General features: G+C 65.5%; 11 protein-coding genes. 8 read left to right on the top strand and 3 right to left on the bottom strand.

Translation table 11 applies throughout. The features are described from left to right. Positions 1 to 29 precede the first annotated feature (29 nt). A complete protein-coding gene (locus tag ACTHL0_RS13070; protein ID WP_440567169.1) occupies positions 30 to 1301 on the top strand; it encodes an MFS transporter in 1272 nt (423 codons plus the stop codon). A 213-nt stretch (positions 1302 to 1514) separates the two neighbouring features. Here ACTHL0_RS13070 and ACTHL0_RS13075 read toward each other — a convergent pair whose 3' ends face one another. Further along, positions 1515 to 3080: a methyl-accepting chemotaxis protein gene (locus ACTHL0_RS13075; protein WP_440567170.1), complete on the bottom strand. Its 1566-nt coding sequence runs from the start codon at positions 3078 to 3080 to the stop codon at positions 1515 to 1517. Between the two features lie 558 nt (positions 3081 to 3638). Between ACTHL0_RS13075 and ACTHL0_RS13080 the strand changes: the two genes are divergently transcribed. From ACTHL0_RS13080 to ACTHL0_RS13090, 3 genes are all read left to right on the top strand, one after another. After that, the gene (locus ACTHL0_RS13080; protein ID WP_440567171.1) at positions 3639 to 5855 is read left to right on the top strand and encodes a hypothetical protein; all 2217 of its coding nucleotides are present in this window, start codon (positions 3639 to 3641) and stop codon (positions 5853 to 5855) included. Positions 5856 to 5859: 4 nt separating this feature from the next. Beyond that, positions 5860 to 7809, top strand: coding sequence for a hypothetical protein (locus tag ACTHL0_RS13085; RefSeq protein WP_440567172.1), 1950 nt, complete (start codon positions 5860 to 5862; stop codon positions 7807 to 7809). 84 nt (positions 7810 to 7893) lie between these two features. Beyond that, positions 7894 to 8349: a hypothetical protein gene (locus ACTHL0_RS13090; protein ID WP_440567173.1), complete on the top strand. Its 456-nt coding sequence runs from the start codon at positions 7894 to 7896 to the stop codon at positions 8347 to 8349. 59 nt (positions 8350 to 8408) lie between these two features. On the opposite strand, the gene ACTHL0_RS13095 is transcribed toward ACTHL0_RS13090, so the two are convergent. After that, on the bottom strand, positions 8409 to 11144 hold the full coding sequence (locus ACTHL0_RS13095; protein WP_440567174.1) for a hypothetical protein: 2736 nt from the start codon (positions 11142 to 11144) through the stop codon (positions 8409 to 8411). 222 nt (positions 11145 to 11366) lie between these two features. Here ACTHL0_RS13095 and ACTHL0_RS13100 point away from each other — a divergent pair, with 222 nt between their 5' ends. Genes ACTHL0_RS13100 through ACTHL0_RS13115 form a run of 4 tightly spaced genes read left to right on the top strand, consistent with a single transcriptional unit; the run spans position 11367 to position 15023 of the window. Then, a complete protein-coding gene (locus tag ACTHL0_RS13100; protein ID WP_440567175.1) occupies positions 11367 to 12923 on the top strand; it encodes a hypothetical protein in 1557 nt (518 codons plus the stop codon). 42 nt (positions 12924 to 12965) lie between these two features. Continuing rightward, positions 12966 to 13625, top strand: a complete 660-nt coding sequence (locus tag ACTHL0_RS13105) for a hypothetical protein (RefSeq protein WP_440567176.1) — start codon at positions 12966 to 12968, stop codon at positions 13623 to 13625. A gap of 9 nt (positions 13626 to 13634) precedes the next feature. Then, on the top strand, positions 13635 to 14414 hold the full coding sequence (locus ACTHL0_RS13110; protein ID WP_440567177.1) for a hypothetical protein: 780 nt from the start codon (positions 13635 to 13637) through the stop codon (positions 14412 to 14414). Between the two features lie 39 nt (positions 14415 to 14453). Further along, positions 14454 to 15023: a hypothetical protein gene (locus tag ACTHL0_RS13115; RefSeq protein ID WP_440567178.1), complete on the top strand. Its 570-nt coding sequence runs from the start codon at positions 14454 to 14456 to the stop codon at positions 15021 to 15023. 328 nt (positions 15024 to 15351) lie between these two features. Here ACTHL0_RS13115 and ACTHL0_RS13120 read toward each other — a convergent pair. Beyond that, positions 15352 to 15765, bottom strand: a 414-nt coding sequence (locus ACTHL0_RS13120) for a hypothetical protein (protein WP_440567179.1), incomplete at its 5' end; no start/stop codon positions are given.

Below are 15765 nucleotides of genomic sequence, written 5' to 3' on the forward strand. Positions count from 1 at the left end.
GTGCGATGATCAGTCTGGAGGAACGCCACATGATTTCCCGGCCGAGCCGGCACACCGCCGATTCGGGGTATGCCGTGATGCGTCTGGCGGTGACGCTTGCGCTGATGACCATCGGCAGCAGCAGCATGTACGTGCTGTCCGTCATGCTGCCGGCCGTGCAAGCCAACTTCGGCAGCTCCCGCTCCGATGTTTCGTTGTCATACACGCTGCTGATGGTCGGCTTCGGTATCGGCGGCGTGGTGATGGGCCGCCTGGCCGATCGTTTCGGGGTGATGTGGCCGCTCATGCTGGGCGCGGTCGGCTTAGGCCTGGGCTACCTGGCCAGCGCAATGTCCAGCAACGTCCTGATGTTCGCGCTCGCGCAGGGCGGGCTCGTCGGGTTGCTGGGCAGCAGCGTCGCGTTCGCTCCACTCGTGGCCGACACCTCCCTATGGTTCGTCAAGCGGCGGGGACTGGCCGTGGCCGTCTGCGCAAGCGGCAATTACTTGGCCGGTGCAATCTGGCCGCCCGTCGTACAGCATTTCGTTCAAATCGCAGGGTGGCGCTCGACGTACACCGGCATGGCGATTTTCTGCAGCCTCGCGATGGCCACGCTGGCGCTGTTGCTTCGCGAGCGTCCCCCCACGACAACGGAGCCGGCTGCGCAGGCGCGTACGGAGGACGCACCGAACGCGGCGAGCGCGATACGTCCGTTCGGCCTGTCGTTCGGGACTGCTCAGGGGTTGCTGTGTGTTGCCGGGGTGGCATGCTGCGTCGCCATGGCCACACCGCAGGTCCATATCGTCGCCTATTGCGGCGACCTGGGGTATGGCGCGGCCCGCGGCGCGCAGATGCTGTCGGTCATGCTGGGCTTCGGCATTGCCAGCCGGCTGATCTCCGGATTCATCTGCGACCGCATCGGTGGCGTGCGCACGCTGCTTCTTGGCTCGGTATTGCAGTGTGTCGCGCTACTGCTGTTCCTGCCGTTCAATGGATTGGTGCCCTTGTTCGTGGTATCGGCGTTGTTCGGCTTATTTCAGGGCGGCATCGTGCCGTCGTACGCGATCATCGTGCGTGAGCATTTTCCGGTTCGGGAAGCGGGCGCCCGTGTCGGCACCGTGCTGATGTGTACGCTGTTCGGCATGGCGCTCGGCGGATGGCTGGCCGGCAAAATGTTCGACCTGACCGGCAGTTACCATGCCGCGTTTTTGAACGGGATCGCCTGGAATCTGCTCAACATGAGTATTGCGCTGACGCTGTTGCTGCGCGTGCGGCGACTGTCTTCCCGCCGCGCGGTATTCGCGGCGACCAAAGCGAACTGACTCACGCGGCCGGGCGCTGCCGGTGGCGGCGCGTGCGCTGACTGACCTGTCGGACGTTTTTCTCATGGGCGGGCGCCGCCGCGCGCCCAGTGTCGCGCTGTGGAGCGCCCTTCGCTTCGCCCACTTCTTGGCGGGTGTGGTGAGCGCGGCGCCCAAGTGGCAACGATCGACCGTTTTTGGCGCGCCGAAAATAGAAAAGCCCGCCAGCACGACTCAGGCGGCGAGCCGAGGAAGCTTGTGCGCGTCGATCTTGAAGAACGCGATCGCGCTGTGCAGCGCGTGCGCCTGCTCCTCGAGCGCCTTCGAGGCCGCTGCCGCCTCCTCCACCAGCGCGGCATTCTCCTGCGTGACATGGTCGATCTGGCCCACGGCCGCATGCACTTGCTCGATGCCGGTGGTCTGCTGCTCGGACGCGACAGAGATCTCCGAGACGATTGCCGACACCTGGCGCACGGCCTCGTTGATCCGATCCACCGTCTCGCCCACCTCGCCCGCCTGGTGAGAACTCTGCTGGATCATGCCCACCGATGTCTCGATCAGCGCCTTGATCTCCTTCGCCGCCGCCGCGGAGCGCTGCGCGAGCGAGCGCACCTCGCTCGCGACCACCGCGAAGCCGCGCCCCTGCTCGCCGGCGCGCGCGGCCTCCACCGCCGCGTTGAGCGCAAGGATATTGGTCTGGAATGCGATGCCCTCGATCACGCCGGTAATGTCCGATATCTTGTCCGCGCTGTCGTTGACCTGCCCGATCGTTTCCAGCATTTCCTGCACCGCCGCATGCCCCGAGTCGGCGATTCCGCTCGCGCCGGTGGCGAGCGCCTTTGCCTGGTATGCGCTTTCGGCGTTGCGCTTCACTGTCTCCGTCAGCTGCGTCATGCTTGCAGCGGTCTGCTCGAGCGAGGCGGCTTGCTCCTCGGTACGACTCGCGAGCGCGGCGTTCTCGGAGGCAATCTGCTCGGCGGCCGAGCTGATTGTCTCCACGCTCGTGCGTACGCCGCCGATGATCCGCACGAGGCTCACATTCATCGTCTGCAGCGCGCGCATGAGCAACCCCATCTCGTCGCCGGTCTGCGCCTCGATGTGTCCCGTCAGGTCGCCGTGTGCGACGCGAACCGCCGAGTCGACGGCCGCGCGAGCGGGCGCGGTCACCGAGCGCGTGATGGACCAGCCGCAGAAGGCCGCGAATCCGGTCGCGGCGAACGCCAGCAGCCCGATCGTCCAGACCGCGCGGTTCGCGGCATGGACGGCTTCGGCGCCGCTTTGATTCATCACGTCGACCTCGAAGGTCACGAGATTCTCGATGGCCGCGAAATAGGCGTCCTGCTCCTTACGCACATCGCCGAACAGCAGGTCGCGCGCGGGATCTTTCTGCCCCTGCTCGATCAGATTGATCACTTTGGCGCGCGTCGCGACATAGCGCGACTGCGCGGCCTTCATTTCCTCGAAGCGGTGCCGTCCTTCCACGCTATGGATGTGCGCGTCGAGCTTTTCCATCACCGCCTGGTTTTTGGCGCGATTGTCGCGGATCCGTTGCAGGTACCGGGCGGCCTCGTCCGGGCTACTCGCCAATAACGCATTGCGGATCTGGCGCGCACCATAATTCCCATTGTCTTTGATCTGGTGAGCGTACTCGGCTTTGAGGACGTTTTCGTCCACCATTATCTTCATGCGTCCGCTCTCGGCGTCCAAATGCATCAAAGCAACGGCCGAAATGCCGACGAGCAGCATAATTAGAAGGCCAAAGGCGGCCGAGAGACGAACTCCGATTCTGAGATTCTTCATTTTCTTGACATCATGTTTGCATTGGCTGCGTTTCAATACTGCGCAACCCTGTCTTAAGTCTGCTTGAGTTGACGTCAGCTCAGGCGATCCGGCGCGGCCAGATCGAACCGGTGCGAGTGTCTTTCATTGCCGATGTCGCAGGCAAAATGTTCCTTTTTCCGCGCCGTCGCGCAGAAGGACAAATGGAATCGGAGATGCGATACCGTGGGCTGCCTTCGATCGGGCATTGAATGGCGGGGAATCTTTTGGATCTGTAACCAATTGTAATTGCCCAATCGGCCCAAATTCGGCGAAGGCATTCCTTAAATTCGTGTAAGCATTTCCTTATAATCGGACGAGGCGTCATTTCAAGCGGTATTCATATCGAGACGACAACCCGCGGAGGCGGACTGCGACAATCGGACGCAGACAGTTCAGATCGCCGTTGACTCACCGACCAGGCACAGGGACATCATTCGAGCGCCGCCGTCCGGGGTGGCCGCGATGCGAATGGAACCCGACCGGCCGATGCCGTTACCAAAATCGGTAACCCACCGATACAAGAGGGCCTGGAACGGCATGGACACGAATCGGATCCATTCATCGGCAAGCGCCGATGCCGGCCAAGCGGCTAGCGAGGCCAGCGCGCACGCCACGCAAATGCAACCCGCAACACTGCAGTTCGCGGATGCCACGCCCCCGCGGGACCTGGTATCCGGGCTCGCCAACCTGCGCACGCACGCTGCCGCGCGTGCGGCAGCCGACGAGCGGCAGGGTGCCGGCGCAAGCGGAAGCGGGAATACAAGCGCCCAGGGCCTGCGTCCGGCCAATATCCGGCGCGCAGCAACGATGTTGAGAACATTTTCGCGGCAGGTCGCCTCCGGGCAAATCGACACCCAATCGGATTGGACCACCGCGCGCATCCTCTCGGATGGCGCATTTACAGAAGGCCGCGACGCACATGCCGCACTGAAGCTGCTCGACAAAAAAGGCAGTGTGCAATTCGAGCGCAGCGGCGACGCGCAAGTCCTGCTCAGCGAGCCGATCACGGCCGCCAGCCTCGCGATCGCCACCTACGACAGCGAGTTGTCAGCCTTGCGGCAACGCGTGCGCCATGACGTCAGAGCCGCGAGCGCGCTCGCGGGCAGAGGCCCCGATGGGCCGGACGCTATCCTCGCGATAGAGCCCGCCTATGCGTCCAACGCTCGACGGCTGGAGCAGATGAAGGGCGAAGTGCAGCGCTACCGCGATGCGCTGCACGAGTTCGTCGCACCGTACTGCGAGCCCGGCGCGCCGCGCGACACGGCGAAGATCCAGCTCGTCCTCGATACGGCGTCGGTCGGCATCGCAAGCGGGCACGACAATGCGCTGCGGATCGATCAGGAGCGCGTGAAGACGCAGGTCTCGCGCATCGCGCGATACGGCGTGGAGACAGACGTGCTGAGTCGGGCACTCGAACTCATACAGGCATTTGGCAAAGCACAATCCGAAACACTGCGACAAATCGCAGACAGGCATCAGGACCCGCGCGCGACGGTCTCGGCGGCCGAAACGGAATGGCTGCAAGCGTTCATCGAAAACGTCGACGGTCACGCAGATTACTTCTGCCTGCGCGCAAGCGAGCAGGCACAGACGGTCCACCCCGAACGCAATGCCCTGCTGCTCGATATCGCCGGTGCCCTGGGTTCCCTCTCGCGCACGCTCGACGCGATCCGATCGCAGCCGAAACTCCCGGCCTACATTGCAGACCGTTCGATCTCGACGACGATCGGAGGGCAGGTGCTGCGGCGCCGTGAGGACAGACAAGCGAGCGCTGCTGAATCCGCCGATCAAACCAGCGCCGCACATGACGATTGGGCAGTGACGCGGCCCGTGCGGCGCACGGAACCACCGAGGGCACGGCGCACGGGCAAGGCGCGTGCAAAATCGGGCGCCGGCACGAGTGCAAGTGCAAGTGGGAGCGCGTCGCGCGTTGGTGCGGCCACGCAAACGAGCGGCCCCGCGCGCACGCCGAGCGTTTCGATCTCCGAAGCAGCGCGGGCTGCGCAGGCACGCTTGCGTGCGTTCGCCGAAGCCGCCGTATTGCCCGAAACATCGGTGGCGGCTTTTCTCGCACTGGGCAGGCAGTTGGGCAAGGACACCGCCGCGCTCGAATTGATGGCCGATCCGGCATCGAACCCGCTTGCGCTCGGCCACATGATGCGCAGCTCGATAGACAGTTGGTGGGGCAATCGCGCACAGTGGCAGCGCACGAAGGATGCACTCGGCCCGGCACCGGAGCGCGGCGACGATCCCCACGCGCAGCTGCGTCAGGCGCTCACGCGGCGCATCGATAGCATCGATGCAGTACTGGCCCAGGTCGATACCGTGGAGCTCGATCTGACGAAGCGCTATATGTTTCCGAAGGCCATTCATGTCGACAAGCTGTTGAAGGCCGGTGCGGTTGCATCGGTCTCCGCGCTTCACGTGCTCCCCCCGTTCGACCTCGCCGACCCGAACAAGGGAACGACGTTCAGCGCCGAAATTCAGCTGCGGCCCACCTCCGACGGCCACGCGACGCCGTCTCTCCATCTGCACCTGCATACCGGCACGCCCGTCGACGCCCAGACCTGCCGCACGTTGGGCTTCGACGAACTCGAAGCCAAGCACGTGAAAACAGAGCGCCAGAGCCAGCTCGGCAGGACATGGGAAACGTTCCAGCGCACGGTGCTCGGCAACGACACGCGTGTCCATCGCGGCCCCATGACACCCGACGTGCTGGCCGAGCTGACGCGGCGCATGCGGCCACAGCCCTGACGCCATGACGAAGATAGAATCGTCCGACGCGCATCACCACGCGGCGCTTCCTGTCGATGGAGGCCCAGCCACGGCGCTCGCGTCGCGCGAGCAGGCGGCACATGCGGGCGGGCACTACAACGATACGCACGTACAAGTCCTGACCACGCGCTCGCACGACCCTCATCCGCAACGAGCCGCACATGCTTCGCCATTCTGGCAAACCGGGCGTGCAAAGCTGCGCCAGCTGGCAAGGGGGCTCGGACTCGGAAGCGCGCGTACGCCGCGCGTACCTGAATCGGTCGCGCGGCCCGGCGAATCGCAACGCTTGGCGCGCGCGCAGCTCGGTGCCTTGGCGGCGACGCTCGGGCAGCCGCACGCGCACAGTATTGAACAGCGCGACAGCGCGCAAGGCGACGCGATAGCGCACGGACAGGCGCAGCAAGAGCGACTCAAGGGCAAGAGCATCGAACCGCACGTCGCCTCGCGACACATGCGCTACGTCGAATTCGACGGCATTGGACGAATCCAGGGATTCAAGCAGCACGACGTACCGCCGCACGTGCTCGCCGATCTCGCAACTGCGCAGACGGCGTCGCTTACACAGATCAACTCGCCGCACCCGCGCGAGGTGGCGAAGACGGAACTCGACAGTCTCGTTCAGTTCATGGCACTGCTGCGCAACGTGCCTGGCGAAACGGCGCGAGCGCTGTTCGGCGAGGGCCGGTCGATCTGGCTGTCGGGCAACGTGGGCACAGCGCGCGTGACAGACTATTTCAGGCGCGCGGCCAACGATCTGCGCGACGTCCCCGGCGTGCGGGAATTGGCGGAAGACCTCAGCGCTCATGCGAGTCGCGAAAAGTCGCTGCCTCAGTATCACGAGAACCTGTACGGACGCAAATTCGATTCCGAGATCGCCCGTGCGCTGATTCTCGACCCACCGCCCGCGATGCTCGCTGCCACGCGCGCGGTAGCCGCGGCGCTGATCGATCGATTGGAACCATTCCTGGCGAGCCTCGGCGATTTCGAACACCTTGATCTGCTCGACCAGATGCACAGATGGGTCGACGAGGACGTCCGTCCGTGGTTCTCGCATACCCCCGAGCTGCACGACTTCGTGGCCGACCCGTCCTTCGCGCGGCTCCTCGACGCGCTCAGGCATGTCGACAATGGCTTCGACGTCCTCAAAGTCAACTACCTCGTACCGCAACTGTCGATGCTTGGCCGCACCACCGCCGCGAAGGACTGGATGGCATTCGCCGACATCAACTACGAATCGGCGGTGATTCCTCAGCGCTCGACGCAGGAGTGGGCACACGAGGTCGCGACCGACGGCAGCTCGATGGCGTTCGGCAACACGCACCACGACTCGACGGCGACGCCTGCGCGTTCGACGGAGGAAACGGACCGGAAGGCCACGACGGACGGCTACGGCCTTCGACTTCACTATCAGCCCGCGTACGAAGTCTTCCCGGAATTCGGGCGAGGCAAAAGCTGGCCCGACGCCAAGACACCCGATTTCGAACACGTCACCGGCCACGAACAAACGGCGCTGTTATCCGGCCATCCGGTCGCAACGGGCGCTTCCGGAACGGCGAACGTCATGGCGTCCATGCTGCGGCACCTGACGCACACGGATCGGGGTTTCGATGCCAAACCCGCGATGCTGGGCGCAATGGCGTTCCTCGTCTTCGACGGCGGCCATTCGTTCAACGAAGCGATGGCCGTCCACGAGGCGATCGCTGCCCATCCCGGTGCGCCCGACCCCGACGAATCCGACCTCGGCACGCTCGTGGAGCGCTATCAGATGATGAGCGGGTATTCGCTGCGCTACGACAAGCTTGCAACGTTCGACGACCGCTCAGCCGTCGAGCGTGCGCTCGACTCCGCGCTTTCGCAAACGCTCGACCATTTCGACGCTCACAGCTACTTCGCCCGGCAAAACCGGGAAATCACAGACCGACTGCACGACTGACCCGAATGCGCCTGAGCTTTCGCGAGGCACGGCCTGTAACCGGTTGAAGGCCCTACCCGATATGAGGAAAATGAGGAAACACCGATGACGAGCACTCGCTTGCAGCGTCTTCTCACCGAAATGTGCGCACTGATCGGGGTGGCCTACGAAGCCACCGATTCGAGCGGCGGCACGCTACTCATCGCCGGGTTCGAAGTCCTGCTCGTCTGCGACAGCGAAAGCCCGCAATACGCCGCGGCGTACTTCGACCTCGGCCCGTTGCCCACAGAAGGCAAGGAAACCGCGCTCGCGCAAATGCTCGAAATCAACCCCGGCATCGGCCCATCGTGCAAAGGCATGCTCAGTGTCGACCCGGGGTCGCAACGGGTGCTTTGCGTGCTGCCGTTCTTCGTCGACGAATTGACGACGGGCCGCGCCGTGCTCGACGAACTGACGGCTTTCGCGAAAGAACTGCGCGAGGGTGATCGGGAAACCGGCGGCCGGGTTCGGGGACAAGGCGCATCCCGCGTCGACATGCCGGCCGCGATGTGCTGGGTCTGACGCAGGAGCGTGGGGCCGGCGGCCACCGGCCTCGGTACCGCATGGCCTACCTTTGATGCTCAGGCATCCGAATCGCTGTCGGTATCGATGGCAAACGTCGCACCCGTGTCTGTACGCGTGGCGGACGTGCCCATTCCCTCGCGCGCGTGGCGCTCGATACTCGCCTCCACATCGACGCCGGCAATCGCCGCCCCCGAAGTCCAAAACGGCCCGCGGTGCGCGTTTCGATCTGCACCGATCTCGTCCGCACAGGTTCCGCATGGCCGCATGGTGCCAGCGAGGTTCGCCGGATCGATGCTTGCACGCATCTTCGTGCGCAGGAACGCCTTGATACGCCGCTCGGCGTGAAGATCGACTTCCTTGCGGTCGTACGTGTGCGGTGTCGTCGGCACGCGGAAGCGCCGCTCCGCGATAGCGGCAAGGACGGCATCCGAGGCACTCCCCCAATGCGGGTCCGCGGCGGGATTCATTCGGCGGGACAGCTTGGCATGGTGGCCTGCGATACGTGCGGCCCACGGCCCCTCATATTTCGGCATGGGCTCATTCAGCAGCCGTTCCAGGCCGCCAGAATGCAAGAAGTCCCGAATCGCCTTATTGACCGAAACCTTGTTCGACGAGACGACGATCGTGCCGCTCGCCACATCGAAGGCACACTGGACCTCGCCGCCTAACGCGAACTTCCCCTTGTCGGCGAATTCTTCCTTCGCGAAATGCGCTTTGAGGACGGTGCTGAGCCAGCGCAGCGGCTGGCGCTGCCGGTCGGGTTCATAGCTGCGCGGTCCGTGCACGAGCGACGGGTTCTGTGCGTAGATGGTATCCCGCCGGCCGCGGACGTTGTCGCCGGGGTCCACCGTATTACGATCGACGATCAGCACGCGGTCGCTCGACCTGCCCGTTCCCGTGAGCCGCAACGGTTTCATCGGCGCATCGTCAAGCGTACCGGAAGCGCCGGCCGCACCGGTACTTGCGCTCGCGCCGGCGCCGGCGCCAGAACTCGCACCTGCACCTGCATGCGAAGCCGGCGCAAGCCGCGCAACGAGCCGCGCCATCAGCCGCTCGATATCGGCCGACGCGTGCGCGTCGACCCCACTGAGCATCTGCCCGATGGCGCGGGCGTCGCGCAGTGCACCGCGATCGTCAAAAAAAACGCGGATCAGCGCCTTCGAAACGTGAGCCGACGCCGTTGCATTCCATAGCCCGATCGAGGGGTTATCGCGAACGAGCCTTGCCACCTCGACCACCTGCGGCAGATGCGCGTCGGCCTTGCGAAGGAATGCCTCGGCAGTCATTTTTGCCGGTTGCGATGGGGGTTCGGATTCGGCAGCAACGACCGCCTTGCCCGCGGGCGTCGGGAGCGGCGCAGGCAGCAGCGCCGCTTGATCGCCGCGCTGCATCCGCTCCAATGCATCGCGCATCGTCTGGACATGGTCGCGATAACCCGGCAGATTTGCGAGCCTGTCCAAGTTCTTGCATGTCCCGTCGCGTCCGACGAACTCCGAGAGCACCGAGCCCGCAAGACCGACCGAGAGGGCGATCTCGCCGCTCGAGCGAGCACGGTCGTCCGCCATCATGACCAACGCGTTCGCGATCTGCTCCGCGCAAAGCGCCTGCTTCGCGAGCGCGCCGTCAGGCAGCTGTGCCGCCACTTCGCCAAAGTCGAGTTCAGTCAGCAGTTGCTTCATCTCGGGCTGTACCTCTTCGTAGCCCGGCAGCCTCGAAACGGTCCGCACCGGTTTTTTCAACCGTCCATCCGCCCCGACCCACCCGGACAGCAGATTCTTTTGCGTCCCCGCGCCGACATGGAGCGCCTGCTGCAGCGATGGGTCGTCCTGCCGGCCCGCGGCTTGCGCCAGCTTGCGGTCGCGGATCTGCCGCAGCGCCTTCACGAGCATATGCGCGTCGAACGCGCGCCGCGCAGGCGCCGGGGTATCGGGCAGGTGCGCGTCTGCGCCGATGAGTCCAAGGCGTTTCGCGACGGCTTCGAGTTGTGTACGGACATCGCCGTATCCGTCGTAAGTGGACAGCCGTGCGGCAAGGTTTTCCCTTCGCCACGACGACGCCGAAGTCCAGCGCTTCGTTATGTTGTCCTTGGCACCGGTACCCGCTTCGTGATCGATTAGCACCCGCAATATTTCGGCCGCGGTGTACGTCCGGCGCTCGGTGCCTCGCCTGGCGCCGGCCCCGGCCCCGGCCCCGGCCGCCTCGATCTGAGCAACCTGGTCGTCGTGGCGAAGTCGATTGAGCGATGTCTTGATCGACGCGCCGTTGGCCGAGAAATCCGGAAAACCCAGCACGGTATCCATGCGATTGAGCTTGCCGCCGGCCCCGATGTGGTAGTTCAGCGCCCCGTCTCCTACGCCGATGTCGGCCGCCACGTCACGGCGAGGGCGAAGTGGGTCTTCCGCAAGAATCGCGAGCGCCCGGGCCAACTTGGCCGCCGTCATCGGTTGTGTTTGCCGTTTGCCCGAGCCGGATGAGCCTGCCGCGTCGCCCGATGCCGAGGCCTGGGGGGCCTGGGTTGCCTCGGTTGCCTGCATGGCAGCCCCGCCCGAACGCTTGACCGCCACACGCTGGCCCGCCCCGCTCACGCTGCCGGTATCGGGCCGCGCGCGTTTCGTCGCTTTGTTTGCGAGGCTCGTGCCGAGCCGCTTCAATCCGGACGCGCTCACCGTTTGCTGAGGTCCGGATGTGCCGAACCGCAGCCCGGTAGCCGCGCGCGGCGCCGGCTCGGCCGGTACCTCCGGATTCGCCGCCGCGTCGGAAGCCGCGGCAGACGCTTTTTCGCCGATCTTCACGATCCACCCCCAAGTCGATGAGGGCGATGCCCCCTTGCCGCTTTTGAGTAACACCGCGGGCGCACCGGTTCCGCCAGGTGCGGGTGCGGCCCGCGTTCGATGAACGGATTCCAAGCGGCTGTTACCAAAGTTCCAGACGAGGACCGGGCGAAACGAGACCTGCCCGGCGTGCCCCCTTTGCGGCGCCAGACCGATCGTCGCCTTCAGCGTTCAGGAGACCTCATGGTCCACTTCAATACGAATTTCGCGCGTGTGCACCCCGAGGGGCCGGACAGCCCGCGCATGTCCAACACCGGACGTGGGCACAGCGCATCGGCCGGCGTGCGCTTCGGCAGCGCCGCGCCCGCCGGCGAGAAACAGCAAGCGAAGGGATCCCGATCGATCGCGAGCAGCATCGCCAACGCGTTTCGTTCGATCGATCCGACGCGGCATGCTGCGGGCTTCGAGCGCGTCGGCAACAAGAGCCCCGAGCAGAAGTCGAAGTTGTCGTGGATAAGCAAGAAAGCCGCCGTCGCGGCGCGCGGTATCGAAGACCGCTTGAAGTCGCAACTCGGCTCGATGTTCGGTAAAACGCAGAGCACGCGCCCGCAAGGCGGCACGCAAGCGAGCACCGGTCCTGCCGGTCCGGCCGGTCCCGCACGCCCCGCAACCCAGCGGCCATTCGGCACCAACGTCACGAACACGGCTAGTCAGGCGCCGAGCGCCGCACATCAGACGCATCACACGCACCACGCCCATCACACGCGCCCTGCTTCGGCCCCGGCGCAGCAGGCGAGCGCGGCACGGGCCGAGCAGAAAGAGGCCAATGCGCTTCGCAGCCGCATTCTCGACGAGATCGGGCAGATGCGGCCAGGTTCGACGGCCCGCAATCACGCCATCGAACTATACGAGGAGCTCGCCGCCAAATCGCCGAAGGAGGCCATGCCCGGGCTGCAGGTCCTTCGCGCGGGTCTCGAGCACCTGCGCTTGCGCAAGGACATCAAGGCGCAGATCCAGCAGATGCCGCACGGCCCGGCCCGCGAGGCAGCGCTCAAGCGTTATGACCAGCACAAGCGCTTCGACGAAATCAACGGAAACGACGTGCAGAAATCGCTGCCTGCCTGGAGGCAGTTTCGGGCAGCTGTCTTGGCGCAACGGCAGACCGCCGCCGCGCCAGCGCCTGCGCAGCCGGGTTCTGCTCGCCCAACGAGCGGCGCAGGCGCGCATCGCCCCGCGGGCGGGTTCGCGCCCGCATCCGCTCAGCGGCATCAGAGCGCGCAGGAGCCCTTGATGAGCAAGCAGGAATTCAAGGAAAAGCTGCAGGCCGAGCGCGATGACGAAGCGGATTACCTCGGACTCTCCGGCGGCTACATGGGCGATTGGGAGCAGAAGTACCGCGAGTACGCTTCCTCCAGAACGAACAACTCGCCTTCCGCGTCGCAGCCGGTGCGCCACGAAAGCGCGCACAAACCGTCGATGAGCAAGGACGAATTCATGACCCAGCTGCGGCAAAGGCGCGAGGACGAAGCGGGCTACGAAGCAACGGGGACGGTGCCCTATATGGGCGACGCCGAAGCGCAGTGGCAGCAGTTTGCCCGGCCGACGACGAGCGCGAGCCGCCCCGCGGCCCCCGCATCGCGACCTGAACCTGCCCGCGAGCCCTTGATGAGCAAGGAGGAGTTCAAGGATAAGCTGCAGGCCGAGCGCGATGACGAAGCGGAATACCTCGGACTCTCCGGCGGCTACATGGGCGATTGGGAGCAGAAATACCGCGAATACGTGGCGGCTTCGAAAGGCTGAAGCGCCGAGCGTCGACGATAAAACCAGATCACGAGCCAAACCATGACCCCGAACGACGATAGCCTGCAAACCGCCACGCCCGCCGTGGCAATGCCCGACGCGTCAATCTCCGCGCCCGACGCACCGGTGTCAGCCGAGTCCGTCGAGCATACGCAGCCCATCGAAGCAGCACCGCAGGCCGCCGATGCAGCCTCGCCGACCGATACGATCGCCGCGCTGGCAGTCGCCGAGTTCGAAGCACTCGTCGACGAGATCGCTGCCGAACTCGAAGCCTTCTGGGACGACGACGATGACGCGGCACTCGCCGCCGGCGGCGGTGATGCACCGTTCGGCGGCACAGCCGAGCCGGACGACGGATCGCGCACGAACCGGATCCGCCGGTACGCGCGGGAGCTCGTCGCTTGCGCGTATCTGAATCGCGATAACTCCGCGTGGGACCCGACGGTTGCCGGGAGCTATTGCAGTGCAGAGGCAAACGATGCGCTGCTGCCAATGCTGCTCGAGACGCGCGCCGAGGCCGACGACATCGAGAACGACGAGACGAAACCGGTCGACACCTCCTTGCTGGAAGCGGCGGAAGAAGCACCAGAGGGCGCCTTCGAAGGACAACCGCTGACACGCGAAGACGAGACCGACGACGAGCTGCGGGCAGGCGCCGGGTTCGATGGCACACAGCGCGTTCCAATGCGCTGCCACGTTTGAGGAGGAATCATGCCTGTCGAACTCTCCCATCTGCCTTCGGGCATTCCGGACGCCGGCGCCGACGCGCACCATGCGATCGTGCCATTCACGCCGCAGCAAGGTTCGGCGCACACGGCTTTCAGCAGCGCGAGCGCCGGTGAGACGACGCACGCCGCCGGCCCGATGGTGCCGCTCAAGGCCGCGCACCTGCGCAACATCGACCCGATGCATTTGGTCGCGCTCATGATGCATGCGTTCGGCATGATGGGCGGGCATGCCGAAGAAGGCATCAAAACGGCCGGGCAAGCCGCGGCGCGCGACGCGCGCGAACTCGACGAGCATCTCGGCGAAACCCACGCCCCACTGCTTCTGATGCCGGCACCGGCCGGAGAACACGAGGGCGCGCAAGCCGCGGGCGACCCGGCAGGCGCGGGCACCGAAAAGCCCGGAACCGAGGCCCCGGTTTCGGGCCAGGTAGCGCAAGGCCACGGCAACGCGCCTGCGCCGCATGGCCACGGCGCACCGGCGCACGCCAGTCTGGGCCACGCGCAACCGGAGCACGAGCCGGCCGTTTCGGCCGACGGTGGACACGGGCACGGGAACATCGACGCCGAGACGCTTTCTCACGTGTCCGCGCGCGGGCCCGATACGGAACATGCGCTCGATCAGCAGGCGAGCACGATGAAGGAGATGCTCGAGTTCCAGGCGAAGATGACCGCGATGAACACGGAATTCAAGATGCAAAGCGACCTGTTGCAGAGCATGCAGAAGATGACGAACGACGCCGCGGACGGTGCCAAGTATGGATAACGACAACGCGGTTGACCCGCGCCATTTCGGATGGATGCCATGATCGATATCACTCAGGACAACACATCGAGCGGCGCTGCGGCCCTCGCCCGCAGCGATCGGGATGGCGACCTCGGCGACGGTCCTCGCGCCGAACTGCAAGCGGATCAGGGCCCGGAGGCGTCTCTGCCCGAGCGTGTTGCCTCGCCGCGCGATGCCGCGGTGGCTGACGCGCGCACCCGTTTCGATGCAATCGTCGCCTCCACTCGGCAAGCCTTGGGCCGGTTGAAGGCCAACGCCGAAAACGGCGCGCGCGGCATCCCGACGCTGCAATGGATGACTGAGCCGCAATCGGATGAAGGCGAAGGTGAAGCCGCGCCCGAGCTCGACGCGCTTGCCCACCAGCTGGCCATTGTGGCTTACAACAACCGCGACAACGCAATCTGGGACCCGCTCGATCCGTCCACCTACCGGTCGGAAGCGGATGAGGACTCCGCCCTCTTGCGTGTGCTCTCGATGGCGCCGGAGGACGCAACGCCCACCGACGCCGCCGACGAGACGCTCCCCGCAGAGCAGACCGACGAAACAGAGCCGGCCGCTTTCGCACCGGGCCTGCGCCTGCTCATCTAGCAAAACGTCACGCCCCGCCGCGCTGCTGCGGCGGCGCCCTACTTTGCGCTCCCAACGGAATCGCCGATATTGTTTCCCACTTCGACGGCATCATGGGTAGGTCGGTCAAGTCGCTGGCCGCGCTGATTCCGATCGGGCGACGCGAGGCCGAACCCATTGATTCGAGCGCGGCATGGGATGCAAGGATGCGACGCCGCGCGATCGGCTGCGCCAAGCGGTCTGGGCCGGCATAAGGATAATGAGGCGTATGCAACGAGGGCGCGGCGACGCCGCGCCCTCAGACGAGAACCGGGAGATCGAATCGATCCCCCGGTTCGGCAAACCCGCCTTACGCCGGCGGATGCTCGCCCGTTTCCAGATCGCGCTCTTGATTCTCGTGCTGCGGCGGCGCCTGCGTGTCGAGCGACGTGATGAACGGCACGACGAGCAGCCCCGTCAACGCCGACAGGATCGCCGTCGTCACCTGCGTCACCCCGTTCTCGTTGATATGGTGCGTCGGGTGCAGACGGCTCAGTGCGCCGGCCGTCGCATAGAGCGTCGCGAACATCGTCGTCCGGGCGGTGAACGGCCCGAGGAGGTGCCGCGCGATCGCTTCGTGCGTCGGAATGTTCTGCGCGGCTGCAGTGGACATCGGCGTACGCAGCGAAGCGGTGAGCCGCGTCTGCCCGACGGCATGCAGCCCGGCACGCCCTCCGCCCGCGTCGGCAAACGCCTCCAGCGCCGGGTAGACGGTGCTGTCGGC

This window comes from Trinickia sp., assembly GCF_051961175.1.
Lineage (GTDB): Bacteria > Pseudomonadota > Gammaproteobacteria > Burkholderiales > Burkholderiaceae > Trinickia.